Annotated in this window: 24 protein-coding genes; 19 read left to right on the forward strand and 5 right to left on the reverse strand. The window is 65.7% G+C overall.

What is annotated here, in order from left to right:
* Positions 1-23: 23 nt before the first annotated feature.
* Positions 24-242: a hypothetical protein gene (locus ACTHJ1_RS01450; protein ID WP_440186677.1), complete on the reverse strand. Its 219-nt coding sequence runs from the start codon at positions 240-242 to the stop codon at positions 24-26.
* Between the two features lie 105 nt (positions 243-347).
* Positions 348-2,021, reverse strand: a complete 1,674-nt coding sequence (gene ettA, locus ACTHJ1_RS01455) for an energy-dependent translational throttle protein EttA (RefSeq protein WP_440186679.1) — start codon at positions 2,019-2,021, stop codon at positions 348-350.
* A gap of 160 nt (positions 2,022-2,181) precedes the next feature.
* Between ettA and ACTHJ1_RS01460 the strand changes: the two genes are divergently transcribed.
* Genes ACTHJ1_RS01460 through ACTHJ1_RS01470 form a run of 3 tightly spaced genes read left to right on the forward strand, consistent with a single transcriptional unit; the run spans position 2,182 to position 4,710 of the window.
* Positions 2,182-3,051: a metal ABC transporter solute-binding protein, Zn/Mn family gene (locus tag ACTHJ1_RS01460; RefSeq protein ID WP_440186681.1), complete on the forward strand. Its 870-nt coding sequence runs from the start codon at positions 2,182-2,184 to the stop codon at positions 3,049-3,051.
* Entirely contained in the window at positions 3,052-3,885 is an 834-nt protein-coding gene (locus tag ACTHJ1_RS01465; RefSeq protein WP_440186683.1) for a metal ABC transporter ATP-binding protein, read from the forward strand.
* A gap of 33 nt (positions 3,886-3,918) precedes the next feature.
* On the forward strand, positions 3,919-4,710 hold the full coding sequence (locus ACTHJ1_RS01470) for a metal ABC transporter permease (protein WP_440186685.1): 792 nt from the start codon (positions 3,919-3,921) through the stop codon (positions 4,708-4,710).
* A gap of 4 nt (positions 4,711-4,714) precedes the next feature.
* Here the strand turns inward: ACTHJ1_RS01470 and ACTHJ1_RS01475 are convergent, their stop codons facing one another.
* On the reverse strand, positions 4,715-5,425 hold the full coding sequence (locus tag ACTHJ1_RS01475) for a FadR/GntR family transcriptional regulator (protein WP_440186687.1): 711 nt from the start codon (positions 5,423-5,425) through the stop codon (positions 4,715-4,717).
* 98 nt (positions 5,426-5,523) lie between these two features.
* Between ACTHJ1_RS01475 and ACTHJ1_RS01480 the strand changes: the two genes are divergently transcribed.
* The 5 genes from ACTHJ1_RS01480 to ACTHJ1_RS01500 all read left to right on the forward strand — a co-directional run bounded on the left by ACTHJ1_RS01480 (position 5,524) and on the right by ACTHJ1_RS01500 (position 11,862).
* Entirely contained in the window at positions 5,524-6,546 is a 1,023-nt protein-coding gene (locus ACTHJ1_RS01480) for a zinc-binding alcohol dehydrogenase family protein (RefSeq protein ID WP_440186689.1), read from the forward strand.
* A 15-nt stretch (positions 6,547-6,561) separates the two neighbouring features.
* Entirely contained in the window at positions 6,562-7,686 is a 1,125-nt protein-coding gene (locus tag ACTHJ1_RS01485; RefSeq protein WP_440186691.1) for a mannitol dehydrogenase family protein, read from the forward strand.
* Between the two features lie 71 nt (positions 7,687-7,757).
* Positions 7,758-9,008 (forward strand): MFS transporter, encoded by a 1,251-nt coding sequence (locus tag ACTHJ1_RS01490; protein WP_440186693.1) that lies wholly within the window; start codon positions 7,758-7,760, stop codon positions 9,006-9,008.
* A gap of 59 nt (positions 9,009-9,067) precedes the next feature.
* On the forward strand, positions 9,068-10,615 hold the full coding sequence (locus ACTHJ1_RS01495; protein ID WP_440186695.1) for a UxaA family hydrolase: 1,548 nt from the start codon (positions 9,068-9,070) through the stop codon (positions 10,613-10,615).
* 50 nt (positions 10,616-10,665) lie between these two features.
* Positions 10,666-11,862, forward strand: coding sequence for an alpha-hydroxy acid oxidase (locus ACTHJ1_RS01500; protein WP_440186723.1), 1,197 nt, complete (start codon positions 10,666-10,668; stop codon positions 11,860-11,862).
* Positions 11,863-11,916: 54 nt separating this feature from the next.
* Here the strand turns inward: ACTHJ1_RS01500 and ACTHJ1_RS01505 are convergent, their stop codons facing one another.
* Positions 11,917-12,534, reverse strand: coding sequence for a TetR/AcrR family transcriptional regulator (locus ACTHJ1_RS01505; protein WP_440186697.1), 618 nt, complete (start codon positions 12,532-12,534; stop codon positions 11,917-11,919).
* 208 nt (positions 12,535-12,742) lie between these two features.
* Between ACTHJ1_RS01505 and ACTHJ1_RS01510 the strand changes: the two genes are divergently transcribed.
* The 3 genes from ACTHJ1_RS01510 (at position 12,743) to ACTHJ1_RS01520 (ending at position 15,096) form a co-directional block, all read left to right on the forward strand.
* Complete coding sequence (locus ACTHJ1_RS01510) at positions 12,743-13,309, forward strand: isochorismatase family protein (RefSeq protein WP_440186699.1); 567 nt, start codon at positions 12,743-12,745, stop codon at positions 13,307-13,309.
* A gap of 72 nt (positions 13,310-13,381) precedes the next feature.
* Entirely contained in the window at positions 13,382-14,614 is a 1,233-nt protein-coding gene (locus ACTHJ1_RS01515; protein ID WP_440186701.1) for an MFS transporter, read from the forward strand.
* A 14-nt stretch (positions 14,615-14,628) separates the two neighbouring features.
* Positions 14,629-15,096, forward strand: coding sequence for a hypothetical protein (locus ACTHJ1_RS01520; protein WP_440186703.1), 468 nt, complete (start codon positions 14,629-14,631; stop codon positions 15,094-15,096).
* 18 nt (positions 15,097-15,114) lie between these two features.
* On the opposite strand, the gene ACTHJ1_RS01525 is transcribed toward ACTHJ1_RS01520, so the two are convergent.
* On the reverse strand, positions 15,115-15,564 hold the full coding sequence (locus ACTHJ1_RS01525; protein ID WP_440186705.1) for a MarR family winged helix-turn-helix transcriptional regulator: 450 nt from the start codon (positions 15,562-15,564) through the stop codon (positions 15,115-15,117).
* 213 nt (positions 15,565-15,777) lie between these two features.
* Here ACTHJ1_RS01525 and ACTHJ1_RS01530 point away from each other — a divergent pair, with 213 nt between their 5' ends.
* From ACTHJ1_RS01530 to ACTHJ1_RS01565, 8 genes are all read left to right on the forward strand, one after another.
* Positions 15,778-17,988, forward strand: a complete 2,211-nt coding sequence (locus tag ACTHJ1_RS01530) for a thiamine pyrophosphate-dependent enzyme (protein WP_440186707.1) — start codon at positions 15,778-15,780, stop codon at positions 17,986-17,988.
* 29 nt (positions 17,989-18,017) lie between these two features.
* Complete coding sequence (locus tag ACTHJ1_RS01535; RefSeq protein ID WP_440186709.1) at positions 18,018-19,583, forward strand: indolepyruvate oxidoreductase subunit beta family protein; 1,566 nt, start codon at positions 18,018-18,020, stop codon at positions 19,581-19,583.
* A gap of 22 nt (positions 19,584-19,605) precedes the next feature.
* Entirely contained in the window at positions 19,606-20,568 is a 963-nt protein-coding gene (locus ACTHJ1_RS01540) for a PDR/VanB family oxidoreductase (RefSeq protein WP_440186711.1), read from the forward strand.
* Between the two features lie 18 nt (positions 20,569-20,586).
* Positions 20,587-21,912: an aromatic ring-hydroxylating dioxygenase subunit alpha gene (locus ACTHJ1_RS01545; protein WP_440186713.1), complete on the forward strand. Its 1,326-nt coding sequence runs from the start codon at positions 20,587-20,589 to the stop codon at positions 21,910-21,912.
* Positions 21,909-22,400, forward strand: coding sequence for an aromatic-ring-hydroxylating dioxygenase subunit beta (locus tag ACTHJ1_RS01550; protein ID WP_440186715.1), 492 nt, complete (start codon positions 21,909-21,911; stop codon positions 22,398-22,400). The genes ACTHJ1_RS01545 and ACTHJ1_RS01550 overlap by 4 nt, the downstream gene beginning before the upstream one ends.
* Before the next feature lie 16 nt (positions 22,401-22,416).
* On the forward strand, positions 22,417-24,051 hold the full coding sequence (locus ACTHJ1_RS01555; RefSeq protein ID WP_440186717.1) for an AMP-binding protein: 1,635 nt from the start codon (positions 22,417-22,419) through the stop codon (positions 24,049-24,051).
* The gene (locus ACTHJ1_RS01560; RefSeq protein ID WP_440186719.1) at positions 24,051-25,217 is read left to right on the forward strand and encodes a thiolase family protein; all 1,167 of its coding nucleotides are present in this window, start codon (positions 24,051-24,053) and stop codon (positions 25,215-25,217) included. The genes ACTHJ1_RS01555 and ACTHJ1_RS01560 overlap by 1 nt, the downstream gene beginning before the upstream one ends.
* On the forward strand, positions 25,214-25,702 hold a 489-nt coding region (locus ACTHJ1_RS01565), incomplete at its 3' end, for a Zn-ribbon domain-containing OB-fold protein (protein ID WP_440186721.1). The genes ACTHJ1_RS01560 and ACTHJ1_RS01565, both read left to right, overlap by 4 nt.

Below are 25,702 nucleotides of genomic sequence, written 5' to 3' on the forward strand. Positions count from 1 at the left end.
GTTGTTGTTTGAACCCTACCGTTTCAGTGGGTGAGCAGGTCGCCGACCAGGCCGCCGACCGCGGCGCTACCTACCGTGGCGACCGCGCCGCCGAAGATGACGGCGCCGGCAACGGCGCCGATGGCGGCGCCGCCCAGGGTGGCTCGGGCGTTGGGGCTCATGTTGTTCCAGGTGGCGCAGCCCGACATGGATGCCGCCAGCAGAACGACAAGACTCAGCCGGGAAAAAGTACGGACGGACATGGTGGGAACTCCTGCTTAACCTCGATACTTAAAGTATTACATTAAGTTCGATCGCAAGCCAGCTACCGTGTCCGTAATTTGTATCTATCTCTGTACTTTTAACAACTATTTCAAGGCTTTGTAGCGCAAACGCCGCGGTTTGGCGCCCTCTTCGCCCAGTCGCTTTTTCTTGTCGGCCTCGTATTCCTGGTAGTTGCCGTCGAAGAACACCACCTGCGAATCCCCCTCGAAGGCCAGGATGTGCGTGGCGATGCGGTCCAGGAACCAGCGGTCGTGGCTGATGACCATGACGCTGCCGGGAAACTCGAGCAGGCCGTCTTCCAGCGCGCGCAGGGTTTCCACGTCCAGGTCGTTGGAGGGTTCGTCCAGCAGCAGCACGTTGCCGCCGGCGATGAGCGTCTTGGCCATATGCAGGCGGCCGCGTTCGCCGCCGGACAGCTGCCCCACCACCTTGCTCTGGTCACTGCCCTTGAAGTTGAAGCGGCCCAGGTAGGCGCGCGAAGACATCTCGAACTTGCCCACGGTGAGCAGGTCGGCGCCGTCGGCGATGGCGTTGAACACCGTTTTCTTGTCTTCCAGATCGTCGCGCGACTGGTCGACGTAGGCCAGCTTGACCGTCTGGCCGATCTTGACCTCACCCGAGTCGGGCTGCTCGCGGCCGGCGATCATGCGAAACAGCGTGGACTTGCCCGCGCCGTTGGGGCCGATGATGCCGACGATAGCGCCGGGGGGCACCTTGAAGCTGAGGTTGTCGATCAGCAGGCGGTCGCCGTAGGCCTTGCTCACGCCGTTGAACTCGATGACCTCGTTGCCCAGTCGCTCGCCCACGGGAATGAAGATTTCCTGGGTTTCGTTGCGCTTCTGGTATTCGTAGGACGACAGCTCTTCGAATCGGGCGATACGCGCCTTGGCCTTGGCTTGGCGGCCCTTGGGGTTCTGGCGCACCCACTCCAGTTCTTTCTTGATGGTCTTCTGGCGAGCCGATTCGCTGGCCTCTTCCTGCTTGAGGCGCTCGTCCTTCTGCTCCAGCCAGGAACTGTAGTTGCCCTTCCAGGGGATGCCGTGGCCGCGGTCCAGTTCCAGGATCCACTCGGCCGCGTTGTCCAGGAAGTAACGGTCGTGGGTCACGCCCACCACGGTGCCCGGGAATTTGTGCAGGAACTGCTCCAGCCACTCGACGCTTTCCGCATCCAGGTGGTTGGTGGGTTCGTCGAGCAGCAGCATGTCGGGCTTGGACAGCAGCAGGCGGCACAGCGCCACGCGGCGCTTCTCGCCGCCGGACAGCACGCCCACGTTGGCGTCCCAGGGCGGCAGGCGCAGCGCATCGGCGGCGATTTCCATCTGATGCTCGATGTCGTCGGCGCCGCTGGAGGCGGCCGCGGCGATGATGGCTTCCAGTTCGCCCTGTTCGGCGGCCAGCGCGTCGAAATCGGCATCGGGCTCGGCGTAGGCGGCGTACACCTCGTCCAGGCGCTTCTTGGCGGCCATGGCCGCGCCCAGGCCCTCTTCCACTGCCTGGCGCACGGTGTGCTCGGGGTTGAGCTGCGGCTCCTGCGGCAGGTAGCCGATGTTCAGGTTCGGCATGGGAATGGCCTCGCCTTCGATTTCCTTGTCCACGCCGGCCATGATCTTTAGCAGGGTGGACTTGCCCGAGCCGTTCAGGCCCAGCACGCCGATCTTGGCGCCGGGAAAAAAGGACAGAGAAATGTCGCGCAGGATCTGCCGCTTGGGCGGAACGATCTTGCCGACGCGATTCATGGTGTAGACGTATTGGGCCATCGCGGATCGGTAGGAAAAATTCGGTTAAGGCCGCATTTTAGGCGGTTCGCCGGCCCGGGCATGCATTGCGCCGATTTACGGGATTTTCGAGCCTGTAGCTGGCGCATAAAGGAATGATATAATATTCCAAATACGATCTTCTCACCTTCGACCACTCCCTATGCCCCGCCTGCGCCTCATCATCGTCTGGTTCGCCGCCTGCCTGAGTCTGCTCCCCGTCGGCGCCTGGGCCGCGCCCGTCGCCATCGTCGCCGCCGAGAACTTTTACGGCGACATCGCCCGACAGATCGGCGGCAGCGAGGTGACCGTCTCCAGCATTCTGCAATCGCCCGACCAGGATCCGCACCTGTTCGAAGCCGCGCCCTCGACGGCGCGCGACATCGCCGCCGCGCGCATCCTCGTGCAAAGCGGCATCGGCTACGACGACTGGATGGGCAAGCTGGCGCACGCCTCGAAAGGCGGCGCAGACAAGCTGCTCGTGGTCGCTTCCCTGGCAGCGCGCAAAGACGGCGACAACCCGCACATCTGGTACGACCCGCAGACCATGCTGGCCTATGCCGCCGTGCTGACCGAAAGACTGGTCGCGGCCGACCCCGCCCATGCCGCCGATTTCCGCAAGCGGCTGGCCGACTTTCAGGCTTCCATGCACCCTGTGCTGGCAAAGATCGCCGCGCTGCGCGCGCAGTATTCGGGCGTGCCCGCCACCGCCACCGAACCCGTGTTCGGCTATCTGATGGACGCCGTGGGCCTGCGCAACCGCAATGCCGCTTTTCAGGTCGCGGTGATGAACGACACCGAGCCTAGCGCCTCGGATCTGGCCGCCTTCGAGCAAAGCCTGAAAACGCGCGCCGTTAAACTGCTGGTCTACAACAGCCAGGCCACCGACAAACTGGCCGATCGCATGAAGACCCTTGCCCAACAATCCGGCGTGCCCGTGCTGCCCGTCACCGAGACCGAACCCGAAGGCATGGCCTATCAGGTCTGGATGATGAACGTGCTCGACGCGCTTCAGCGGGCCCTGGCGCAATAAATGCCGAGCCCCGCCATCGAGCTGGAGCACCTGCGCCTGGTCCTGGGTGGCCGCGCGATTCTGGACGACGTGAGCCTGGCGATCGGCGCGCGCGAATTCGTCGGTGTGCTGGGCGCCAACGGCGCCGGCAAAACCACGCTGATACGTGCGCTGCTGGGCCTGATCGCGCCCGCAGGCGGCAGCATCCGCGTGCTGGGCGGCCCGGCGCAACGCGGCAATCCGGCCATCGGCTATTTGCCGCAGACACGCAGCGCCCTGCCCGGCGTGCGCCTGAGCGGCTGGCACATGGTGGCCTGTGCGCTGGACGGACATCGTCCGGGCCTGGCGCTGCACAGCAAGGCAGCGCGCGTCGAGATCGACCGCGTGCTGGATCTGGCCGGCGCACGCGAACTGGCCAGCCGCCCCATCTCCGAACTGTCGGGCGGCGAGCGCCAGCGCCTGCTGCTCGCCCAGGCGCTGCTGGGCCGGCCTCGTTTGCTGCTTCTGGACGAGCCCTTGATCAGCCTGGATCCGCGTCGCCAGCAGGACTTGATCCGCCAGGTGAAGACCTTGCAGACCGAGCTGGGCATCACGGTTCTGTTCAGCGCGCACGAACTCAATCCGTTGCTGGGCGCGCTCGATCGCGTGCTGTACCTGGGCCAGCGTCATGCCGCCCTGGGCACGGTGCAGGAAGTCATCACCGGTCCCGTGCTGTCGCGCCTGTACGGCACCCCCATCGAAGTCGTGCGCGCAGCGGGCCGCATCTTCATCACGGCCGACGGCATGGATGCCGACGGCGGCGCGCACCAGCACGACGATGAAGCGCACGAAGACCACGCCCGCCACGTTCACTGACGCGATCGCTCAACCCCCAACCGAATATTCATCGTGTTCGCCTACGAATTCATGCGCAATGCCTATGCGGCGGCCGGCATCGTCGCCGTGGTCGCCGCCATGGTCGGCTACTTCCTGGTGCTGCGCGGCCAGACTTTCGCCGGCCACGCGCTCTCGCACGTCGGCTTTTCCGGCGCCACCGGCGCCGCGCTGATCGGCCTGGCGCCGCTGCAGGGCATGCTGGTCGCGGCCCTGGCGGGAGGGGTCTGCATCGGCATGCTGGGCGAGAAACTGGCGCAGCGCGACGTGGCCATCGGCATCGCCCTGTCGTTCTCGCTGGGGCTGGGCCTGCTGTTCCTGCATTTCTACACCTCGCACGCCACGCAGGCCACCGCGCTGCTGTTCGGCAACGTGCTGGCCGTCTCCGCGCACATGGTGCACGTACTGCTCGGGCTGGGCCTGGCCTGCCTGGCCGGACTGGCCCTGATATCCCGGCCCCTGCTCTTTGCCAGCCTGCAGCCCGAGCTGGCCCAGGCCAAGGGCGTGTCGCTGCGCCTGTACGCCTCGCTCTTCATGGCCGTCGCCGCGCTGGCCACGGTGCTGAGCACGCAAGTCGTGGGCGTGCTGCTGGTCTTCTCGCTGATGGTCGGCCCGCCCGCCGCGGCGCAGCGCCTGACGCACCGCGTGGGCACCGGCTTGGCGCTGTCGGCTGCGCTGGCGCTGGGCTCGGCCTGGCTGGGCATCGCCCTGGCCTATTGGACCGACTGGCCCTGCAGCTTCTGGATCACGGCGCTGAGTTGCGCGGCCTACCTGGCTGCCACGATGCGGCGCCGACCCGCGCACTGAGGCTCTAGTCCGTCCGCTGTCCGTCGGCGATGACCCGCTCCAACGAGTGCCTCAGGTGGCGTTGCATGGCTGCCTGAGCCTGTATCGGGTCGTGTTCTTCCAGTGCTTCCAAAATGGCCAGATGCTCGTTGTGCGTCGAGCGCCAGGTGCTCTCGTCTTCGAAATGGCCGCGCAGTTTTTCCGATAGCGGACTGTGCCGGGCATCGAAGAGCGATGTCACCGTGCGCACCAGCACTTCGTTGCCGGACATCTGCGCGATGGCGATGTGAAAAGCCCGATCGGGAGCGACCGGAATTTTCCCTGACTTCACCTCGCGCACCATGTCGTTGTAGATGCCGCGCAGCGCTTTCAGATCCTTGGGTTTGCAGAACGGCGCAACGCTGCCGGCGATCGCGCCTTCGATCACGCAGCGCGCACCCATGATGTCCAGCAGGCTGTCGCCCAGTTCAGCCTGGGAAAAGGCCGATGCGCCCGGCTCGGGCGGCGTCGAGCACACATACACGCCCGAGCCCATCCGAATCTCCACCAGACCTTCCAGCTCGAGCGCCACCAGGGCCTCGCGCACCGAGGGCCGCGACACGCCCAGCGTCTCGGCCAGAGCGCGCTCGGGCGGCAGGCGCCCGTTCGGCACGAACTCCGGCCGAGTGATCAGATCGCGCAGCTTGTCGGCGATCTGGAGATAAAGACGGCGGGGGTCGGAGGGTCTGGCTGTCATGTCCGGAATTTCCCGATGTTCATAAAAATTGGCTTGACCAATTTTCGCAATAATTTTAACTTTCGCAAATTGGTAAGACCAAACTGGCAATACATTCAATGAAGACTGTCATCTGCGAACAACCCGGTCAGCTCGCGCTGACCGAACGCCCCGTACCGAACGCCGGCCCCGACGACGTGCTGATCCGCATCCGGCGGGTCGGCGTCTGCGGCACGGATCTGCATATTTTCACAGGCAACCAGCCCTATCTCGCCTATCCGCGCGTCATGGGACACGAGCTCGCCGGTATCGTCGAGTCTGCCCCGGCCGGCGCGCGCGTCACGGCGGGAGACCAAGTCTACGTGATGCCTTATCTGTCGTGCGGGCACTGCATCGCGTGCCGCGCGGGCAAGGGCAACTGCTGCGTCAACATCAAGGTGCTGGGCGTGCATACCGACGGCGGCATGACCGAGTACCTGGCGGTGCCGCAGGCTTTTGTATTCAAGGCCGACGGCGTCACGCTCGACCAAACGGCAATGATCGAATTTCTCGCGATCGGCGCCCATGCCGTATCGCGCGCCGACCCCAGGCCCGGACAGCGTGTGCTGGTCGTGGGCGCCGGCCCGATCGGCATGGCAGTGGCGATCTTCGCCAAACTGGCCGGCGCGCAGGTCAGCGTGCTCGACGGCCGGCGAGACCGGCTCGCGGTCTGCGCCCAGGCCTTGGGAGCCGATAACACCGTGCTGCTGGACACCACCGAGACGGCCGCCGACGCGGCCGAACTGGCCAGAATCACCGACAACGAATTCTTCGATGCGGTGTTCGACGCGACCGGCAATATCAAGGCCATGGAGCGCGGCCTGCAGTTCGTCGCGCACGGCGGCAAATATGTGCTGGTTTCCATCGTCAGCGACCGCATTTCGTTTGCCGACCCGGAATTCCACAAACGCGAAACGACCCTGCTTGCCAGCCGCAACGCCACGGTCGCCGATTTCGAAAAAGTGCTCGAGGCCATGCGCGCGGGCAAGATTCCGACCGCGGCGCTCAATACCCACACGCTCGAACTGGACGCGCTTCCTGCAGAATTTCCCAAGCTCCTGGATCCGAACGCCGGCGTCATCAAGGCGCTTGTCGCCTGCTGAGCCGGCCTCCCGACGATGGGCAATCCGATTCTTCAATTCGGCACGAGCCGGTTCCTGCAGGCGCATGCCGACCTCTTCATTTCCGAAGCGCTGGACGCCGGCCGCGCGCTGGGCCGCGTGACGGTCGTGCAGACGACGTCCAACCCCGAGAGCCGCGCCCGCATCCAGGCCGTGCGCGCGCGCAAGGCCTACGAGGTGCGCATCCAGGGCCTGCGGCGCGAATCGGTGATCGACGCCACGGCGCAATGCCGCGCCATCGACGAAGCGCTCAGTGCCCATGACGATTGGCCCGTAATCATGGAGCGCTTCGCCCGCGACGCCAAGGTCGTCATCTCGAACACCGGCGACAGCGGCTACGCCTGCTTTGCCGACGACACAGCGGACCTGCTGAACGACGGCGCGCGCGTTCCGCGCGGATACGCGGCCAAGCTCGCCGTGCTGCTGCATGCACGCTTTCGGGCGGGCGCCGAGCCTTTGACGCTGCTGCCCTGCGAATTGATATCGAGCAACGGCGACACCTTGCGCGGCATCGTCGCCGATATCGCCCGCGCGTGGGGCTGCGATCCTGCGTTCAGCCGCTACGTCGAGCATGGCTGCATCTGGGTGAATTCGCTGGTGGATCGCATCGTCTCCGAGCCGATCAGGCCTGTGGGCGCTTACGCCGAACCCTATGCCCTATGGGCGATAGAACGGCGCGCGGGCATGGTGTTGCCTTGCGAACACGAGGCGATCGTCGTCACCGAAGATCTGCCGCGCTACGAGCGCCTGAAGCTGCTGCTGCTCAACCTCGGTCATACCTGGCTCGCCGAGCGCTGGCAGGTCGACGGCCGCGACGCGCGAGAAAACGTGCTTCACGCGATGCGCGACCCCGCCCTGCGCGCCAGTCTGGAATCGCTGTGGCAGGACGAAGTGCTGCCGGTGTTCGATGCGCTCGGCGAGGGTGCGGACGCACGCGCCTATCTGCAGGACGTGCGCGAGCGCTTCGAAAACCCTTTTCTCGATCATCGCCTGGCCGACATCCACCGCAGCCACGAACAGAAAAAGCAGCGGCGGTTCAGGCCGGTGATCGATATGGCGCGCGAACTGGGCCTGCAAATCGGGCAGCCGCGCCTGAGCCGCGCGCTGGAGCCATACGCATGACACGATAAATCGCCTGCAGGCATCAAGGCGGGATTTTTGACAATACAGATGCCGAAAAGAGGAGACATTTCATGAGAAAAATGCGTTGGATGGTGATATTTCTTTGCTTTCTCGCCATCGCCATCAACTACATCGATCGGGCCAATCTGGCGGTGGCCGCCCCGTTCATCGAGAAAGAGCTGGGCATCGGCCCGGCCCAGATGGGCTTCATCCTGAGCGGGTTCTTCTGGACCTACGCGTTCATGCAGATACCGTTCGGCTGGTTCGCCGACCGCGTCGGCGCGCGCATTGCGCTGCCCATCGCCGTAGGCTGGTGGTCGATCTTCACGGCGGCGACCGCCACGGTGTCGAGCGTGGCGGGCATGTTCGGCTGCCGGCTGTTGCTGGGCATCGGCGAAGCCGGCGCCTATCCGTCGTGCGCCAAGCTCGTGAGCCAGTGGTTCAAGCCGCAGGAGCGCGCCATCGCCACCAGCATCTTCGACAGCGGCTCGCGTGTCGGCTCGGCGCTGTCGATTCCGGTCGTGGCCCTGATCATCAGCCAGCTCGGCTGGAAGGCGGCCTTCGTCATTACCGGCCTGCTCGGACTGGTATGGATCATCGGCTGGTTCGCCATCTACCGCAGCCCGGCGCACGGCGACATGACCGGCGAGCAAGACACCGCCCCCGCCCCCAGAGCGGCGAACAAGGTGTCGCTGGGCTCGCTGTTCCGCCACCGCACGCTGTGGGGCATGATGCTCGGCTTCTTCTGCCTGAACTTCGTGATCTACTTCTTCATCACCTGGTTCCCCAGCTATCTGGTGCAGGCACGCGGCTTCTCGCTGTCCTCGCTCGGCACGCTGGGCATGATCCCGGCGCTGATGGCCATCCCCAGCGGCTGGCTCGGCGGCTGGGTTTCCGACGCGCTGTACCGCCGCGGCTGGAGCCTGACCGCCGCGCGCAAGACCTGCATGGTCGGCGGCATGCTCATGTCCTCGATCATCACGCTGTCGGCCTTCACCAGCAATACGTATTTGATGCTGGTGTTCTTCGGCATCGCCTACGGCAGCCTCGCATTCGCCGCAGCCAGCATCTGGTCGCTGCCCAGCGAAGTCGCGCCGACCCCGGACTATGTCGCCTCGATCGGCGGCATCCAGAACTTCGCCTCGAACCTGGCCGGCATCGTTATCACCACGTTCACGGGCGTCATGCTCGCGCTGACCAAGGGCTCCTTCACCATTCCGCTCGTCGTCGCGGGGGGGTTCTGCTTCCTAGGCGCGTTCAGCTACCTGGTCCTTGTGGGCCGCGTCGAACCGCTGCCCATCGATCCGGCAGGCGACCGCTAGACCACGACTGCGGGGGCCGTCGTCGCCGGCCCTCGCCCCTCCTGTTTTCGAGAACATCCATGTCGACTCAAGTTTCCGTCAAGCATGCGGCCATCCGCCTGCATCCCAACGACGATGTCGTCATCGCCACGCGCCAGCTCATGACAGGCACACGCATCGAGCCCGAAGATCTGGCCGTCTCGGGCCTGATACCGCCCGGGCACAAGATCGCCACGCGCGCGATCAAGGCGGGTGAACCGGTCAAGCGCTACAACCAGATCATCGGCGTGGCGAGCCAGGACATTGCGCGCGGGCAGCATGTGCACACGCACAATCTGAGCATGTCCGAGTTCGAGCGCGACCACGCTTTCGGCGCCGACGCGCATCCGACCGCCTATGTGGACGAGCCGGCCCATTTCATGGGCATACGCCGCGCGGACGGACGGATCGCGACGCGCAACTACATCGGCGTCCTGACCAGCGTGAACTGCTCGGCGACGGTCGCGCGGGCCATCGCCGATCACTTCCGGCGCGACGTCAACCCCGAAGCGCTCTTCGACTACCCGAACGTGGACGGCGTCATCGCGCTGACCCACGGGCTGGGCTGCGGTATCGACATGCAGGGCGAAGGCATCGGCATACTGCGCCGCACGCTGGCCGGCTACGCGGTGCACCCGAACTTCGCTGCGGTGCTCTTCGTCGGCCTGGGTTGCGAAACCAACCAGATCGACGGCGTGCTCGAGTCCGGCGGGCTGAGCGACACCGATCTCAAGCTGCGCAGCTTCACCATCCAGGACACCGGCGGCACGCGCAAGACCATCGCGCGCGGCATCGCGATGGTCAAGGACATGCTCGAGCAGGCGAACCGGGTACGGCGCGAGCCGGTATCCGCGGCACACTTATGCGTCGGCCTGCAATGCGGCGGCTCGGACGGCTATTCGGGCATCTCCGCCAATCCGGCGCTGGGCGCGGCGGTCGACCGGCTCGTGCGGCACGGCGGCACGGCCATCCTGTCCGAGACCCCCGAGGTCTACGGCGCCGAACATCTGCTGACGCGCCGCGCGGTGAGCCCGGCCGTCGGCGAGAAGCTGCTCAAGCGCATCGCCTGGTGGCAAGACTACTGCGCGCGCAACGGCGGAGAGCTCAACAACAACCCGTCGGCGGGCAACAAGGCAGGCGGCCTGACGACCATCCTGGAGAAATCGCTCGGCGCAGTGGCCAAGGGCGGCACCACCAATCTGGTCGACGTCTACGAATATGCGCAGCCGATCCAGGCCAAGGGATTCGTGTTCATGGATTCGCCCGGCTACGATCCCGTCTCGGCCACGGGGCAGGTCGCCTCGGGCGCCAATCTGATCTGTTTCACCACGGGACGCGGGTCCGCCTACGGCTGCGCGCCGTCGCCGTCGCTCAAGCTCGCGACCAACACGGCCCTGTGGATGCGCCAGGAAGAAGACATGGACATCAATTGCGGCGGCATCGTCGACGGCACCGCCAGCATCGACGAGCTCGGGCAAGCCATCTTCCAGATGATGCTGGCCTGCGCCTCCGGCCAGCGCTCCAAAAGCGAGCTGCACGGCTACGGGCAGAGCGAATTCATTCCCTGGCAGGTCGGCGTGGTGACCTGAGACCGATCGGGCGATACACGTCGGACACAGGGCACACGAGGAGCATGCAATTGAACCGCCGCTATTACTCGGGGTGCGACGTCGATCGCGCCCATGGCATCGACGATCTGCGGGAAATGGCGCGCCGTCGGCTGCCGAATTTCTGTTTTGAATACATCGAGGGCGGCACCGACGACGAAGCCACCCTGCGGCGCAACCGCGATGTCTTCGGCGAAATCTTCTTCGTGCCGCGCACCCTGGTCGACGTCGAAAAACGCAGCACGGGCGTGGACCTTTTCGGCCGGCGCATCGAGGCGCCCTTTCTGATCGGTCCGACCGGTTACAGCGGCATGATGTTCCGCGAAGGCGACGTCAAGATGGCCGGCGCCGCCGCAGCAGCCGGCGTGCCTTTCGTGCTGAGCAACGTATCGACCGTGGCGCTGGAAGAGGTCGTGCGGCGCGCGGGCGGACGCATATGGATGCAGGTCTATCTGTACCGCTCGCGCGATGCCGTCGCCAAGCTGGCCGAGCGCGCGCGGGCCGCGGGCGTCGAAGCGCTGGTGGTGACCACCGACAGCGCCGTCTTCGGCAAGCGCGAATGGGACCTGCGCAATTACGCCAGGCCCCTGCAGCTGACTTTACGCAACAAACTCGACGTGCTGCGCCACCCGCGCTGGATGGCCAATGTGCTGTGGCCGAGCGGTATGCCGCGCTTCGCCAATCTGGGCGATCTGCTGCCGCCCGGGCAGAACAGCGTCAAAGGCGCCACGATCACCTTGGGCCGGCAGTTGGATCCCTCCCTGTCGTGGAACGACATCGCCTGGCTGCGCGACCTCTGGCCTGGCAAATTGCTCGTCAAGGGCGTGATGTGCGCGCCGGATGCGCAGAAAGCCGTGGACGCCGGACTGGACGGCATCGTGCTGTCCAATCATGGCGGCCGCCAGCTCGACGGCGCGGTGTCGGCCATGGACGTGCTGCCCGATGTCGTGCGCCAGGTCGGCGGCAAGCTGGCCGTGATGCTCGATGGAGGTTTTCGCCGCGGCTCGGACATACTCAAGGCCGTGGCCCTGGGCGCGAGCGCGGTTCTGGTCGGCCGCGCGACGACCTACGGCCTGGCCGCCGCCGGTCAGCCGGGCGTAGAACGCGCCCTGCATATCCTGAAGACGGAAATCGACCGCACGCTCGGCCTGCTGGGCTGCTGCAGCGTCGCCGACCTGGACAGGACGCAGCTGCGCCGGGTGAGCGGCCTGCATGCTGCGTGGGATTGATCGACGCGGCGGGCGGCCGAACCCGCGACCGGCGCAGCGTGGCGCGGCCGATCGCTATCGCACCGACAGCAAATAAAGCCTCACCAGCTCGCGGATCTCGCCCGTGAGCGAGGCCTGGACGGCAGGCTCTTCGTCGCGGGCCAGGGCCACGCCCTTGAGCAGGTGCAGCAGCACCGGCGCCATGGCCCGGGCCCGGGCCGGGGTCAGCGTGTCCGAAACCTTGCGCAGGATGGCCGCCAGGCCCGACCTTATTGCACGCCGGAACTGCACGCGACGATCGCCGCTGCCGCCGCGCGCATCCAGCAGTACCAGGGCGTAGCGACGCTGTGCCTGCAAAGCCACCATGAAATCCACCAGCAAACCGGCCACGCTCTCGGCCGACAGGCCGGGCAACTGACGCTTGATTTCCTCCAGCCCCTGCTCCGCGTGCTGGGTATAGCGCAGCAGCAACGCGTCGGCCAACGCTTCCTTGGAAGAGAAGAATCGATACAGCGAACCGACGGCGGTACCGGACCGCGCCGCGATCTCGGTCATCGTCGCGGCATCGAACCCCTTTTCGGCGAATACATCCATGGCTGCCGACATGATGGCCTGCACGCGCCGGCGGCCGCGTTCGTGCTTGGGCGCCAACGTGCCGGCGGCGACGGGATCGGAACTTGCGGCAATGGCCATGGCGGTCGGGCAGCGTATGTACGGGGGACGGAAATTTGAGAAAAATTGAATTTATCCTCGCATTTTATCAAGGAAGGCAAATTTTCCATAAGCATTCTGTAATCAAAAACGCCTTGAAATCATTGTCCGATGTCTTGATTTGAAATATGCGAGGACATTCTCTACTATTTTGGAACTCGCCTGAACGAATCGGATATCACTGCCTGCCATGCCGCTCACCACGCTAGACTCCAACACCGCCCTGGTCGTCATCGATCTGCAGAAGGGCATCGTCGCCCTGCCCACCGTCCCGCATCCGGCCGCACCGGTCGTCGAGCGCTGCGCCAAGCTGGCCGAAGCCTTTCGCAGGCGCGGCCTGCCCGTGGCGCTGGTCAATGTGGCGGGCGGCGCCCCTGGCCGCACCGAACAGCCTCGGCGCGCCGGCACGCTCCCCCTCGACTGGGCCGAACTCGTCCCCGAAATCGCGCGCCAGCCGCAGGACCGTCTCGTCACCAAGCGCACCTGGGGCGCCTTCATGCACACCGACCTCGATGCCCAGCTCAGGAGCCTGGGCGTCACCCAGATCGTGCTGTGCGGCATCGCCACCAGCATCGGCGTCGAATCGACCGCGCGCCAGGCCTACGAGCTGGGCTACAACGTGACGCTGGCCGTCGACGCCATGACCGACCTGAACGCCGATGCCCACCACAACAGCCTGACGCGCATCTTCCCCCGCCTGGGCGAAACCGGTTCGACGCGCGACGTCCTGGATCTGCTCGAACGCACCCGGGCCTGAGGAAATGGCCACGACGCTCGCTGCAATTCTCCGAATAGGCGCGCCGGCGCCATGCAACCCGGCGGAGCCGGCATGAAACCCATGTTCCGCTCGCTGCTCGTGCGCAACTATCGCCTGTGGGCCGGCTGCTCGATGATTTCCAACATCGGCTCCTGGATGCAACGTACCGCCCAGGACTGGCTGGTGCTGACCGAACTCACGCATCACGACGCTGCCGCCGTCGGCATCACCATGTCGCTGCAGTTCGGCCCGCAGGTGCTTTTGCTCGGACTCACCGGCTACGTCGCCGATCATTTCGACCGCCGCAAGGTGCTGTTCTGCACCCAGGGCCTCATGGGCCTTCTAGCCCTGGGACTGGGCCTGCTCACGCTGAGCGGCGCCGCGCAGCTCTGGCACGTCTACGGCTTTGCGCTCGCACTGGGCTGCACCGCCGCCTTCGATACGCCGGCGCGGCAGACCTTCGTGTCCGACCTGGTCGGCGAGCAGGACATCGGCAACGCGGTGGCCCTGAACTCCACCTCGTTCAACATGGCCCGCATGGTGGGGCCCGCGCTCGCGGGCATGATCATTTCGGCCGCGGGCACGGGCTGGGCTTTCATCCTGAATGCCGCGTCCTTCGTTGCGGTGCTCGTTGCCCTGCGCCGGCTCGACCTATCCCAGCTTCACATCCAGAAAGAGCGTGTCGCAAAACGCAGCGGCAGCCTGATCGCGGGCCTGCGCTATGTGTGGCAGCGCGAAGACCTGCGCGCCCTCATGCTGACGATTTTCCTGATCAGCGCGTTCGGCCTGAACTTTCCCATCTTCATCTCCACCATGACGGTCACCGCCTTTCATGGCGATGCCAGCGGCTATGGCCTGCTCACCACCATGATGGCCGTGGGTTCGGTCTGCGGCGCGCTGATGGCCGCGGGGCGAGACAGGCCCAGGCTGCGCTGGATCTACGCGGGCGCCATCGCGTTCGGCGCGGGCTGCGCGGTTGCCGCGCTCATGCCGACCTACTGGCTCTTCGGCGCCGCGCTCGTCCTGCTTGGCGTCGCGGCCCAGACCATCACGGTCTCGACCAACAGCCTGGTGCAGCTGTCGACCGAGCCGGCCATGCGCGGCCGGGTCATCGCCATTCTCATGGCCGTGCTCATGGGCAGCACGCCTGTGGGCGCGCCCTTCGTCGGCTGGATCGCCAATGAATTCGGGCCGCGCTGGGCCCTGGGCGTAGCCGCGCTCGCCGGCTTCGGCGGGGCGCTGGTGGGCTGGCGCCTCTGGAAGCGGCAACGGCGCACTACAATGAACGCCCCGGTTTCTTCATGACTTTGCCGCGCTCCATGTCCGTCACCCCCGCCTCCTCCGCCCCGCTGCGCTTCACACAAGCCGAGCTGGACATGCTCGCCAAGACGGCCGATGCCCTCACGACCTACCTGGGCCGGCCGGTGTTGGCCGAGGTGGACGTGGACGAAGACGGCGCCGAATGGGTCACCTTCGGCTCGACGCTCGACGAGAAAGAAAAATCCGCCCAGGACGAAGACCGGCTGCACGTGCAACTGGGCGGTCGGGACTCGCGCCTGTTGGGCCAGAGCGGAGGCCTGCCCGAAAGCGCCGACGCCTACGACTGCCTCTACCTGCTGGCCATCCAGCTTTCGCCCAACGAGGGCGAACGTTTCGTCAAGATCGACGACGACGGCGAGGAATCCGCCTGGTCGGACGTGCTGTCCGACGTGCTGCCTTTTTCGCTGGAAGAAGAAGAGCTGCCGCCGCTGGAAGACGACGAAGACGAGAACGAAGACCAAGCCTGACCCGGCTCGGCTCTCGTTTCACTTGGGCGGAAAGGCGTGCGACAGCATCAGCGTGCGCAGCATCTCCATGAGTTCTGCAGCGCGCGTTTCGCCGAAGGGCTGAAGCACGGCCATCTGATGCCGCATCGCCTGTTCGCATAAAACCTCGACCATCCGGCCGCCCTTGGCGGTCAGCAGCACCCGTGTCTGGCGCCGGTCGGCGCGCACTTCGGTGCGCGACACCAGACCGTCGACCGCCATGCGCTGCACCACCTTGCTCAACGTGGGCTGCTTGGTGACGGTATGGAAAGCCAGTTCGCCTATCGTCATGCCGCCGTCGCTGCTGCGCAGGCTGCTCAACACCCGCCATTGCGTCACCGACAGGCCGGCCTCGTGAACTTGGGTATGAAACTCGGCCGAGATGCTGTGGCTTACCTGGGCCAGCAGATAAGGCAAATAGCCGTCGATAAACGGAGGCACCCTGTTCATGCCCTGTTGTGGCCCATCTTTCATCCGGGTTTACCCCTAAAAATCACGAAAAAGGTGCATGTAGAGAACCCTGCGATGCAACATTTTGCGCATGGATAACGAGTATATACACCCTTGTTTTATTGGACTAATTTTTTATTTTCATGAAAATTCATCTTTTTGATTGACATCTAAATAGTTGACTCCTAAAGTAGTTTTCCGGGAGAAAAAACCATGGCTGAGCGATCGTTCAAGAAAGAAGTCGAGCAACTGCGCATCGGCGCCGGCGAGGAATTCCGCGGCGAAGGCATTCTCGCCATTACCAAGGCGTTGTTGCAGTCGGGCGTCGCCTATGTGGGCGGCTATCAGGGTTCGCCCATTTCGCATCTGATCGACGTGCTGTCCGATGCCAACGACATTCTCGAAGAGCTCGGCGTGCATCTGGAGACCAGCGCCTCCGAAGCCACGGCGGCGGCCACGCTGGCCGCTTCGGTCATGTACCCCGTGCGCGGCGCAGTGGCCTGGAAGTCCACCGTGGGAACCAACGTGGCCTCCGACGCGCTGGCCAACCTGGCTTCGGGCGGCGTCACCGGCGGCGCGGTCGTGATCGTGGGCGAAGACTACGGCGAAGGCTCCTCCATCATGCAGGAGCGCACCCACGCCTTCGCCATGAAGTCGCAAATGTGGTTGCTCGACCCGCGTCCCAACCTCGAAACCATGGTCAAGTCGGTGGAAGACGCTTTCGAGCTGTCCGAAGCCAGCAATACCCCGGTGATGATGCAGGTGCGCGTGCGCGCCTGCCATGTGCACGGCCGCTTCATCGCCAAGGACAACAAGCGCCCCGCCTACACCCTGGCCCAGGCCATGGAATCGCCCAAACGCGACGTCAACCGCATCGTGCTGCCGCCGGCCGCCTACGTGCACGAGCACGAAAAGGTCAAGACCCGCTGGCCCGCCGCGGTCGAGTTCATCAAATCGCGCAAGCTCAATGAATTCTTCGACGGCGACATGCAGGACATCGGCCTGATCGTGCAGGGCGGCGTCTACAACAACGCCATCCGCGCGCTGCAGCTGCTGGGCCTGGCCGACCACTTCGGCAACAGCCGCATTCCGTTGTACGTGATGAACGTGGTCTATCCCGTCATCGACAGCGAGATCACCGAGTTCTGCCGCGCCAGAAAAGCCGTACTGCTGCTCGAAGAAGGCCAGCCCGACTACCTCGAACAGAACATCCACGCCATATTGCGCAAGGCGAACGTGCCCACGCCGCTGTGGGGCAAGAACGTCCTGCCCATGGCCGGCGAATACACCACCACCGTTCTGCGCAACGGCATCGAGGCTTTTCTCAAAGAGTGGAAGGTCGAGGCCCTGCACGCGCACCAGGCAGTAGCCGCCGACGCCACCGCGCGCAATCAACTGGAAATCACCGAAGTCTCGCGCCCGCGTCCGGCCGAGCAGCCCATCACGCTGCACAAGCGCATCGCCGACCTGGCCAAGGTCGTGCCGCAACGCCCCGCCGGCCTGTGCACGGGCTGCCCCGAGCGGCCCATCTTCTCGGCCATCACACTAGTGCAGGAAAAGCTGGGCGAACATCACATCAGCTGCGACATCGGCTGCCACCTGTTCTCCATTCTGCCGCCCTTCAACCTGGGCGCAACCACCATGGGCTACGGCCTGGGCGCGGCCAGCAGCGCGGCCTTCAACGTCAAGGGCGCCAAGCGGGCCATCTCCATCATGGGCGACGGCGGCTTCTGGCATAACGGCCTGACCTCCGGCATCGGCAACGCGGTGTTCAACAAGTACGACGGCGTCATCGTCATCGTCGACAACTATTACTCCTCGGCCACCGGCGGCCAGGACATTCTCTCTTCGCGCGCGCAGAACGCAATGCGCGTCACCAACAACCCCATCGAAGCCGCGGTGCGCGGCGTGGGCGTGCAGTGGCTGCGGGTCATCGACCGCACCTACGACGTGAACCGCGCGCGCGCCGTCCTCGAAGAGGCGCTCACGACCGATGCCGTCGGCCCCAAGGTCATCATCGCGCAGTCGGAGTGCATGCTGAACAAGCAGCGCCGCGTCAAGCCTGCCTTCAATAAAGCGGTCAAGGAAGGCAAGCGCGTGGTCAAGGAGCGCTTCGGCGTCGATGCCGACGTGTGCTCGGGCGACCACGCCTGCATCCGCCTGTCGGGCTGCCCGTCACTGTCGGTCAAAGACAGCGGCGATCCGCTGAAGGTCGACCCCGTGGCCTCGGTGGACAGCAGCTGCGTGGGCTGCGGCAATTGCGGCGAGGTGGCCGACGCCGCCGTGCTTTGCCCGTCGTTCTACCGCGCCGACGTCGTGCACAACCCCACCAAGTGGGATCTCTACGCCGCACGCGTGCGGGGCGCGGTCATCGGCTTCCTGCAGCGCCGCCGCGCGGCCCGGCTGGCCCGCTACGCGCTGTAAGCGCTGCACGCAAGGACATCGAAGTCATCATGGATTCCCCGGCAAAACTGATTCCCTCCAATCCGATCAAGATCGCCGTGCTGGCCATGGGCGGCCAGGGCGGCGGCGTGCTGGCCGACTGGATCGTCGACATGGCCGAGCACGCCGGCTGGTGGGCGCAGACCACCTCGGTGCCCGGCGTGGCGCAGCGCACCGGCGCCACCATCTATTACCTGGAGATCGTGCCCGGCGAAGACATCGCGCGCGCCGGCCATGGTCCGACGCTGGCCCTCATGCCTACGCCCGGCGACGTCGACCTGATCGTCGCGGCCGAGCTGATGGAAGCCGGCCGCGCCATGCAGCGCGGCCTGGTCACCCCCGACCGCAGCGTACTCATCAGCTCCTCGCACCGCAGCTACGCCATCGACGAGAAGACCGCGCCCGGCAACGGCATCGCCGATCCCAATAAAGTCATCGAAGTCGCCCGCGACGCCGCCAAGCGCTTCATCTGCTTCGACCTGCAGGCCACAGCGGAAAAAGCCGGCAGCGTGATCAGCGCCAGCATGTTCGGCGCCATCGCCGGCAGCAAGGCCCTGCCTTTCGCGCGCGACGCTTTCGAAGCCACCATTCGCCGCGCCGGCGTGGGCGTCGAAGCCAGCCTGCGCGCCTTCTCGTTGGGCTACGACGGCGCCGCCAACGCGCCCGCCCAGGCGCCGTCCGTCGATCTCGCCCGCCCCGAGCCCGACGTCCCCATGACGGCCTCGAACAAACGCGTACAGGCTCTGCTCGATCGCGTGCACACCGGTTTTCCGGCGCAGGCTCGTCCCATGCTGGTGGCCGGCCTGCGCCGCCTGATCGACTATCAAGACCTGGCCTATGCCAGCGAATACCTCGAGCGCATGGCCGCCATCCGCCAGCTCGACGTGCAGTACGGCGGCGAGAAGGCAGACTGGGCCTTGACCCGCTCGGCCGCGCGCTACGTGGCGGTGGCCATGAGCTACGACGACGTGATCCGCGTCGCGGATCTCAAAACTCGCGGCGCGCGCTTCGAGCGCGTCGGCCAGGAAGTCGGCGTCAAGGAAGGACAGCAGCTCTACATCGTCGATTTCATGCATCCGCGCCTGGAAGAAATCTGCGGCACCCTGCCCGTCAAGATGGGCCGCTGGCTGGAAAGCGCCCCGCTGGGCAAGCTCATCGAGCGCCGCCTCGTGCGCGGCAAGCGCCTGCAGAGCGGCAAGCTCCTGGGCTTTCTCTCGCTGTATTGCATGGCCGGCATGCGCCGCTGGCGCCGCAGCACGCTGCGCCACCAAGCCGAAGCGGCCAGTCTCGCGCAATGGCTGGATCTCGTCGCTCGCATTGCGCCGCGCGATTACGCGCTGGCCGTCGAAGTGGTGGAATGCCGTCGCCTGGTCAAAGGCTATAGCGACACCCACGCGCGCGGCGGCGGCAAGTACCGCACGCTGATCCAGACCGCCGAAGCGATGCTGGGCCAGCCCGACGCCGCGCAGGCCTTGCGCGAACTGCGCGCCACGGCCTTGGCCGAAGTGCAGTGCGCCCCGCTTGAGCGCCAGGCCGCTGAAAAGCTGCAGTCGCCGCCGGCCGCCGAGGCGGCCTGAGCGCACTCACGGAATCATCGCCATGCAAACCCTCATGCTCATCGTCCGGGAAGTCCGGCAAGAATCCCCCCTGATCCGTTCTTTCCGCCTGGAAAGCGCCGACGGCGGCGCCCTGCCCGCCTACAGTCCGGGCTCGCACATCAAGGTCCAGATACCCGGCCTGCACGATCCGCGCAATTACTCGCTCATCAACGCCGGCGGCGACAGCTTCGGCACGCCCAGGCAATACCGCCTGGGCGTGCGTCTAGAAGAAAACAGCCAAGGCGGCTCGCGCTATATGCACGGGCTGAAAGAAGGCGACGTCATCACCGCGCAAGGCCCGGCCAACGAATTTCCGCTGGCAGACCATCCCGGCAGCACCGTGCTGATCGCCGGCGGCATCGGCATCACGCCCATCGCCAGCATGGCGGCCTCGCTCGCCGGCAAAGGCAGCCACTACACCCTGCACTACAGCGGCCGCAGCCGCAGCCAGCTGGCCTTCATCGACGAACTGCAGGCGCTGGCCGGCGACAAGCTGGTCGTTCATGCCGACGACGAACCCGACAGCGCCTTCAAGCTCGACGCCCTGCTCGACGCCGCCCCCGCCGGCGAGCACATTTACGTATGCGGCCCCAAGGGCCTGATCGACGCCGTCATCGCCGGCGCCAAAGCGCGCGACTGGGACAGCAAGCGGGTGCACTTCGAGCTCTTCACCGCCGCCGTGCCGCAAGCCGGCGACGGCGCTTTCGAAGTCGAACTCAAACAGTCCGGCAAGGTGTTCACCATCCCGGCCGACAAGACCATCCTCGACGTGCTTGAAGAGGCCGGCTGCGATCCCATGTACGACTGCAAGCGCGGCGAATGCGGGGTCTGCCAGGCCACCGTGCTCGACGGCACGCCCGATCACCGCGACTATTACCTGTCCGAAGCCGAACGAGCCAAGGGCAACGTCATCCAGATCTGCGTCTCGCGCGCCAAGTCGGCGCGCCTGGTGCTCGACCTGTAAGCCTTGAGGAGCCTTCCCATGCCTCAATCTTTCTACCGCGACAATCCCCAGGCCATCCGCGATCTGGTGCAGGACACCCAGGTCCACAAAGATATCTTCATCAGCCAGGAGCTCTACGAGATCGAGATGGAGCGCCTCTTCGCCGCGACCTGGGTCTATGTGGGCCACGAGAGCCAGGTGCCCAAGCCCGGCGATTTCTACGCCACCACCGTGGGCGACCAGTCGGTGGTCATGGTGCGCCACAGCGACCAGAGCATCCGCGTGCTGTACAACCGCTGCGCCCACAAGGGCGTTCAGGTGGCGCCGGAAGGCCATGGCAATACCGGCAAGTTCTTCCGCTGCCCCTATCATGCCTGGACCTTCAAGACCGACGGCAGCCTGCTGTCGGTGCCGCTCAAAAAGGGCTACGAGAACACCGGCTTCGAAAACACGGAAGCCAGCCGCGGCCTTGAAGCGGTGGCCAACGTCCGCGATTATCGCGGCTTTGTCTTCTGCCGTCTGAGCGCAAGCGGCGAGTCTTTCGAAGACTTCTTCGGCGAGTCGCTCAGCACCATCGACAATATGGTCGACCGCTCGCCCGAGGGCAGGCTGGAGGTGGCCGGCGGCGTGTTGCGCTACATGCACCGCTGCAACTGGAAGATGCTGGTCGACAACCAGACCGACACCTGCCACCCCATGGTGGCGCACGAATCTTCGGCCGGCACTGCCGTGCGTGTCTGGCAAGAGGCGCCCGAAGGCACGCCCAAGCCCATGGCCGTGGAGCTCTTCGCCCCCTTCATCTCGCCCTACGAGTTCTACGAGAACACCGGAATCCGCGTCTGGAAGAACGGCCACGGCCACACCGGCGTGTCGGGGTCGATCCATTCCAACTATTCGCACATTCCCGGCTATTGGGATTCGATGGTCGCCGCCTACGGCGAAGCGCGCGCGCACCAGATCCTGGGCGAAACGCGCCACAACACCATTTTGTTCCCGCACATCATGGTCAAGGGCCCCATCCAGATCCTGCGCATCTTCAGGCCTCTGGCGGCCGACCGCACGCTGGTGGAATCGTGGACCTTCCGCCTGGTGGGCGCGCCCGACATGCTGCTCGAGCGCACCACCATGTACAACCGGCTCATCAATGCGCCGACTTCCATGGTCGGCCACGACGACCTCGAAATGTACGAACGCGCCCAGCAAGGCCTCGCGCATGCCCGCGCGCGCGACTGGGTCAACGTGGCCCGCCTGCTCGAACCCGGCGAGACCGAACGCGAAAACGACGTCGTCAACGGCACCAGCGAATGGCAGATGCGCAATCAGTACCGAGCCTGGGCCCGCTACATGACGGAGGGCGCGAAATGAGCCGCACCGACCAACAACTCATCGCCTTCGTCTATCGCGAAGCGCGCCTGATCGACGAGCAAAAATTCGACGCCTGGCTCGACCTCTACAGCGAAGACGCCTGGTACTGGATGCCGCTCACGCACGGCCAGCCCGACGCGCGCCTGCATACCTCGCTGATGCACGAAAACAAGTTGCTGCTGCGCGTACGTGTCGAACGACTGGCCGGGCAGCGCACGTTCTCGCAGCAGCCCAGGAGCCGCTGCCACCACCTATTGCAAATGCCTACCGTCGAAACCGATCACGTCGAGCACAAGCCCGAAGAAGGCCGCTACGTGACGCGCACCGCGTTTCACTATGTGGAGACGCGCGGCGACGAGCAGACGCTATATGCCGGCTGGGCCACGCACCACCTGGCCGACGAAGCCGGCCAGCTCAAGATCCGCTTCAAGCAGGTCGACCTGGTGAACTGCGACGCTGCATTCGGCAATATCCAGCTTTTGATGTAAGACGGTATTCAAGGGAATGTCTGTGAGCGCCAAAACGGTCTACGAGGTTTTTTGCGACACCACGGCCAAGTGGGGCAAGAATCCTTTTCTCTGCGTCCTGCCTGAAACCGCCGAGGCCTACGGCATCGCGGCCGGCGAGTTGAGCTATGCGGACGCCCTGGTTCAAATCGATCGCCTGCGCGACGCCTATGCCGCCGCGGGCTACGGCCACGGCCACCGCGTGGGCCTGCTGCTGGAAAACCGTCCGGCCTTCTTCCTGCACTGGTTCGCGCTGAACGCGCTGGGCGCCTCCGTCGTGCCCATCAACGCCGACCTGCGCGCCGCCGAACTCGAATACCTCATCGGCCATTCCGAACTGATCCTGGCCGTGGCCCTGCCCGGCCGGCATGCGGGCCTGCAGGAAGCTGCGCAGCGCGCCGGCCGCCCGCTGCACACCATGGCGGCGGACGACACGCCTCCGCCTGCGCTGACGCCGGCGCCGCTGGCGGGCCAGCCGCTGGGCGCCGCCACCGAGTGCGGCCTGCTCTACACCTCGGGCACCACCGGCCGCCCCAAGGGCTGCATTCTTACCAACGAGTACTACCTGCAATGCGGCAAGTGGTACGCCACCATCGGCGGTCTGTGCACCTTGCGCGCAGGCCAGGAGCGCATGATCACGCCTCTGCCCGTGGTGCACATGAACGCCAAGGCCGTTTCGACCCTGGCCATGATCACCACCGGCGGCTGCCTCATCGTGCTCGACCGCTTTCATCCCAGAACTTGGTGGGACAGCGTGCGCCGCTCGCGCGCCACCGTGGTCCACTACCTGGGCGTGATGCCGGCCATTCTCATGAAGGCGCCCGTCAGCCCCGACGACCGCAAGCACGACGTGCGCTTCGGTTTCGGCGCCGGCGTCGAGCGCTCGCTGCATGCCGCTTTTGAAGCGCGCTTCGGCTTTCCGCTGATCGAGGCCTGGGCCATGACCGAGACCGGCAACGGCGCGGTCATCGGCGCCACCCGGGAACCGCGCTACGTGGGCACCAGCAGCATCGGCACGCAGGAGCCCGAGGTCGAAGTGCGCATCGTCGCCGACGACGGCCAGGACGCCGCCATCGGCGCGCCCGGTGAACTGCTGGTGCGCCACGCCGGCGCCAATCCGCGCTTCGGCTTCTTCGCCGGATACCTCAAAGATCCTCAGGCCACCGACGAAGCCTGGGCGGGCGGCTGGTTCCACACCGGCGATCTGGTGCGCCGCGACGCCGACGGCATGATCCGCTTCGTCGATCGCAAGAAGAACGTCATCCGCCGCAGCGGCGAGAACATCTCGGCGGTGGAGGTCGAAACCATTCTGCTCAACCACCCCCTGGTCAAGACCGTGGCGGTGGCAGCCGTGCCCGACGCCATCCGCGGCGACGAGGTGCTGGCCTGCATCGTGCCCGAGTCCATGCCCGTCGACATGCCGGCAGCGGCGCGCGAGTTGGTGCAATGGAGCCTGGGCGAGCTGGCTTACTACAAGGTGCCCGGCTATATCGTCTTCGTCGACGCCCTGCCACTGACCACCACCAACAAGATCCAGCGCGGCGAGATGAAGAAACTCGCGCCCGGCTATCTGGGCCAACCCAACTGCGTCGATACTACCGCGCTGAAGAAACGCCAAGAGGAGGTGCACTGATGGCGCGCCAGAGCTACGACGGCGTCGTGGCGGCCCTGCCCGTCACCATTCCCTACGAACGCTATTCGACGCACGCCGCACACTGGTGGCTGGGCCGTGCGCTGGGCGCGCTGGTGCGCCGATCCGGCCTGCCCAAGGACGCCGTCGACGGCGTCTGCGTCTCGAGCTTCACGCTCGCCCCCGACACCGCCGTGGGCCTGATGCAGCACCTGGGCATGAGCCCGCGCTGGCTCGACCACATTCCCACGGGCGGCGCCAGCGGCGTGATCGGCCTGCGCCGCGCGGCCCGCGCCGTGCAGGCGGGCGATGCCGGCGTGGTCGCCTGCATCTCGGGCGACACGAATCACGTCGACTCCTTCCGCAACACGGTCAGCCAGTTCTCGCGCTTCGCGCAGGACGGCGTGTACCCCTACGGCGCAGGCGGCCCCAACGCCAGCTTCGCCCTGCTCACGGCGCACTACATGCGCACCTACGGCGCCACGCGCGAAGACTTCGGCAAGCTCTGCGTGGCCCAGCGCGACAATGCGCTGCGCTTTCCGCACGCGCTCATGAAAAAGCCGCTTACGCTGCAGCAATACCTGGAAGCGCGCGTCATCACCGACCCCATCCACCTCTTCGACTGCGTGATGCCCTGCGCCGGCGCCGAAGGGTTCCTGGTCATGGAAGAAACGCGCGCCCGGGACCTGGGTCTGCCCTATGCCCGCATCCTGGGTACCATCGAGCGTCATAACGCCTGGCACGAAGACCCCATCCAGACGCGCGGCGGCTGGACCCTGGACATCGACGATCTATATGCGCAGGCCGGCGCCGCGCCCGCCGACATCGACTTCATGCAGGCCTACGACGACTACCCCGTCATCAACTTCATGCAAATCGAAGACCTCGGCTTGTGCGCCAAGGGCGAAGCCACCGACTACGTGCGCCGCAACACCTTCACGGTGGACGGCACGATGCCCTTCAATACCAGCGGCGGCCAGCTGTCGGTGGGCCAGGCCGGCGCCGCCGGCGGCTACCTGGGCATGGTCGAAGCGCTGCGCCAGCTCAGCGACACCGCGGGCAAGACGCAGGTGGCCGACGCCCGCATCGGCCTGGTGAGCGGCTTCGGCATGATCAACTACGACCGCGGGCTGTGCACGGCGGCCGCCATCCTGGGGAGCGCGAAATGACCGAAGCTCTGCGCAATCCCCCTAAAAAAGATCCGGTCGCCCGCAGCCGTCAGCCCACGCGCCCGCCCGGCATACGCAGCCGCAGCGCACTGGGCCTGACCGCCGCCGCGGCCGAGGGTCGATTCGAATTGCAGCAATGCGCCGAGTGCGGCACCGTGCAGTACCCGCCGCGCGAGGTCTGCGTGCACTGCCTGTCCGAGCACCTGCCCTGGAAGCCGGTTTCGCCCCAGGGCAAGCTGCTGGTGAGCACGACCCTGCATCACAGCAACGATCTGTACTTCCGTGAACGCCTGCCCTGGCGCGTCGGCACCGTGCGCATGCAGGCCGGCCCGTCGGTGGTGGCTCACGTTCATGGCGATCTGGCCGACGGCGACGACGTTCGGCTGGCCTTGAAACTCGACCGCTCGGGCCAGGCCGTCATGCTGGCCCTGCCCACACAGAACACACCGCATATGGAAGACGACAAGATCCTGCGCGAAACCGCC

It is taken from the genome of Bordetella sp., assembly GCF_051960075.1.
Lineage (GTDB): Bacteria > Pseudomonadota > Gammaproteobacteria > Burkholderiales > Burkholderiaceae_B > Bordetella.

Bases quoted from the DNA above. Each gene is read 5' to 3' on its own strand.
- ACTHJ1_RS01480 (WP_440186689.1), top strand. From the start codon at position 5,524: ATGAAGACTGTCATCTGCGAACAACCCGGTCAGCTCGCGCTGACCGAA.
- ACTHJ1_RS01515 (WP_440186701.1), top strand. From the start codon at position 13,382: ATGAAACCCATGTTCCGCTCGCTGCTCGTGCGCAACTATCGCCTGTGG.
- ACTHJ1_RS01465 (WP_440186683.1), top strand. From the start codon at position 3,052: ATGCCGAGCCCCGCCATCGAGCTGGAGCACCTGCGCCTGGTCCTGGGT.
- ACTHJ1_RS01485 (WP_440186691.1), top strand. From the start codon at position 6,562: ATGGGCAATCCGATTCTTCAATTCGGCACGAGCCGGTTCCTGCAGGCG.
- ACTHJ1_RS01530 (WP_440186707.1), top strand. From the start codon at position 15,778: ATGGCTGAGCGATCGTTCAAGAAAGAAGTCGAGCAACTGCGCATCGGC.
- ACTHJ1_RS01540 (WP_440186711.1), top strand. From the start codon at position 19,606: ATGCAAACCCTCATGCTCATCGTCCGGGAAGTCCGGCAAGAATCCCCC.
- ACTHJ1_RS01495 (WP_440186695.1), top strand. From the start codon at position 9,068: ATGTCGACTCAAGTTTCCGTCAAGCATGCGGCCATCCGCCTGCATCCC.
- ACTHJ1_RS01475 (WP_440186687.1), bottom strand. From the start codon at position 5,425: ATGACAGCCAGACCCTCCGACCCCCGCCGTCTTTATCTCCAGATCGCC.
- ACTHJ1_RS01450 (WP_440186677.1), bottom strand. From the start codon at position 242: ATGTCCGTCCGTACTTTTTCCCGGCTGAGTCTTGTCGTTCTGCTGGCG.
- ACTHJ1_RS01490 (WP_440186693.1), top strand. From the start codon at position 7,758: ATGAGAAAAATGCGTTGGATGGTGATATTTCTTTGCTTTCTCGCCATC.
- ACTHJ1_RS01560 (WP_440186719.1), top strand. From the start codon at position 24,051: ATGGCGCGCCAGAGCTACGACGGCGTCGTGGCGGCCCTGCCCGTCACC.
- ACTHJ1_RS01555 (WP_440186717.1), top strand. From the start codon at position 22,417: ATGTCTGTGAGCGCCAAAACGGTCTACGAGGTTTTTTGCGACACCACG.
- ACTHJ1_RS01505 (WP_440186697.1), bottom strand. From the start codon at position 12,534: ATGGCCATTGCCGCAAGTTCCGATCCCGTCGCCGCCGGCACGTTGGCG.
- ACTHJ1_RS01545 (WP_440186713.1), top strand. From the start codon at position 20,587: ATGCCTCAATCTTTCTACCGCGACAATCCCCAGGCCATCCGCGATCTG.
- ACTHJ1_RS01535 (WP_440186709.1), top strand. From the start codon at position 18,018: ATGGATTCCCCGGCAAAACTGATTCCCTCCAATCCGATCAAGATCGCC.
- ACTHJ1_RS01525 (WP_440186705.1), bottom strand. From the start codon at position 15,564: ATGAACAGGGTGCCTCCGTTTATCGACGGCTATTTGCCTTATCTGCTG.
- ACTHJ1_RS01520 (WP_440186703.1), top strand. From the start codon at position 14,629: ATGTCCGTCACCCCCGCCTCCTCCGCCCCGCTGCGCTTCACACAAGCC.
- ACTHJ1_RS01510 (WP_440186699.1), top strand. From the start codon at position 12,743: ATGCCGCTCACCACGCTAGACTCCAACACCGCCCTGGTCGTCATCGAT.
- ettA (WP_440186679.1), bottom strand. From the start codon at position 2,021: ATGGCCCAATACGTCTACACCATGAATCGCGTCGGCAAGATCGTTCCG.
- ACTHJ1_RS01550 (WP_440186715.1), top strand. From the start codon at position 21,909: ATGAGCCGCACCGACCAACAACTCATCGCCTTCGTCTATCGCGAAGCG.
- ACTHJ1_RS01460 (WP_440186681.1), top strand. From the start codon at position 2,182: ATGCCCCGCCTGCGCCTCATCATCGTCTGGTTCGCCGCCTGCCTGAGT.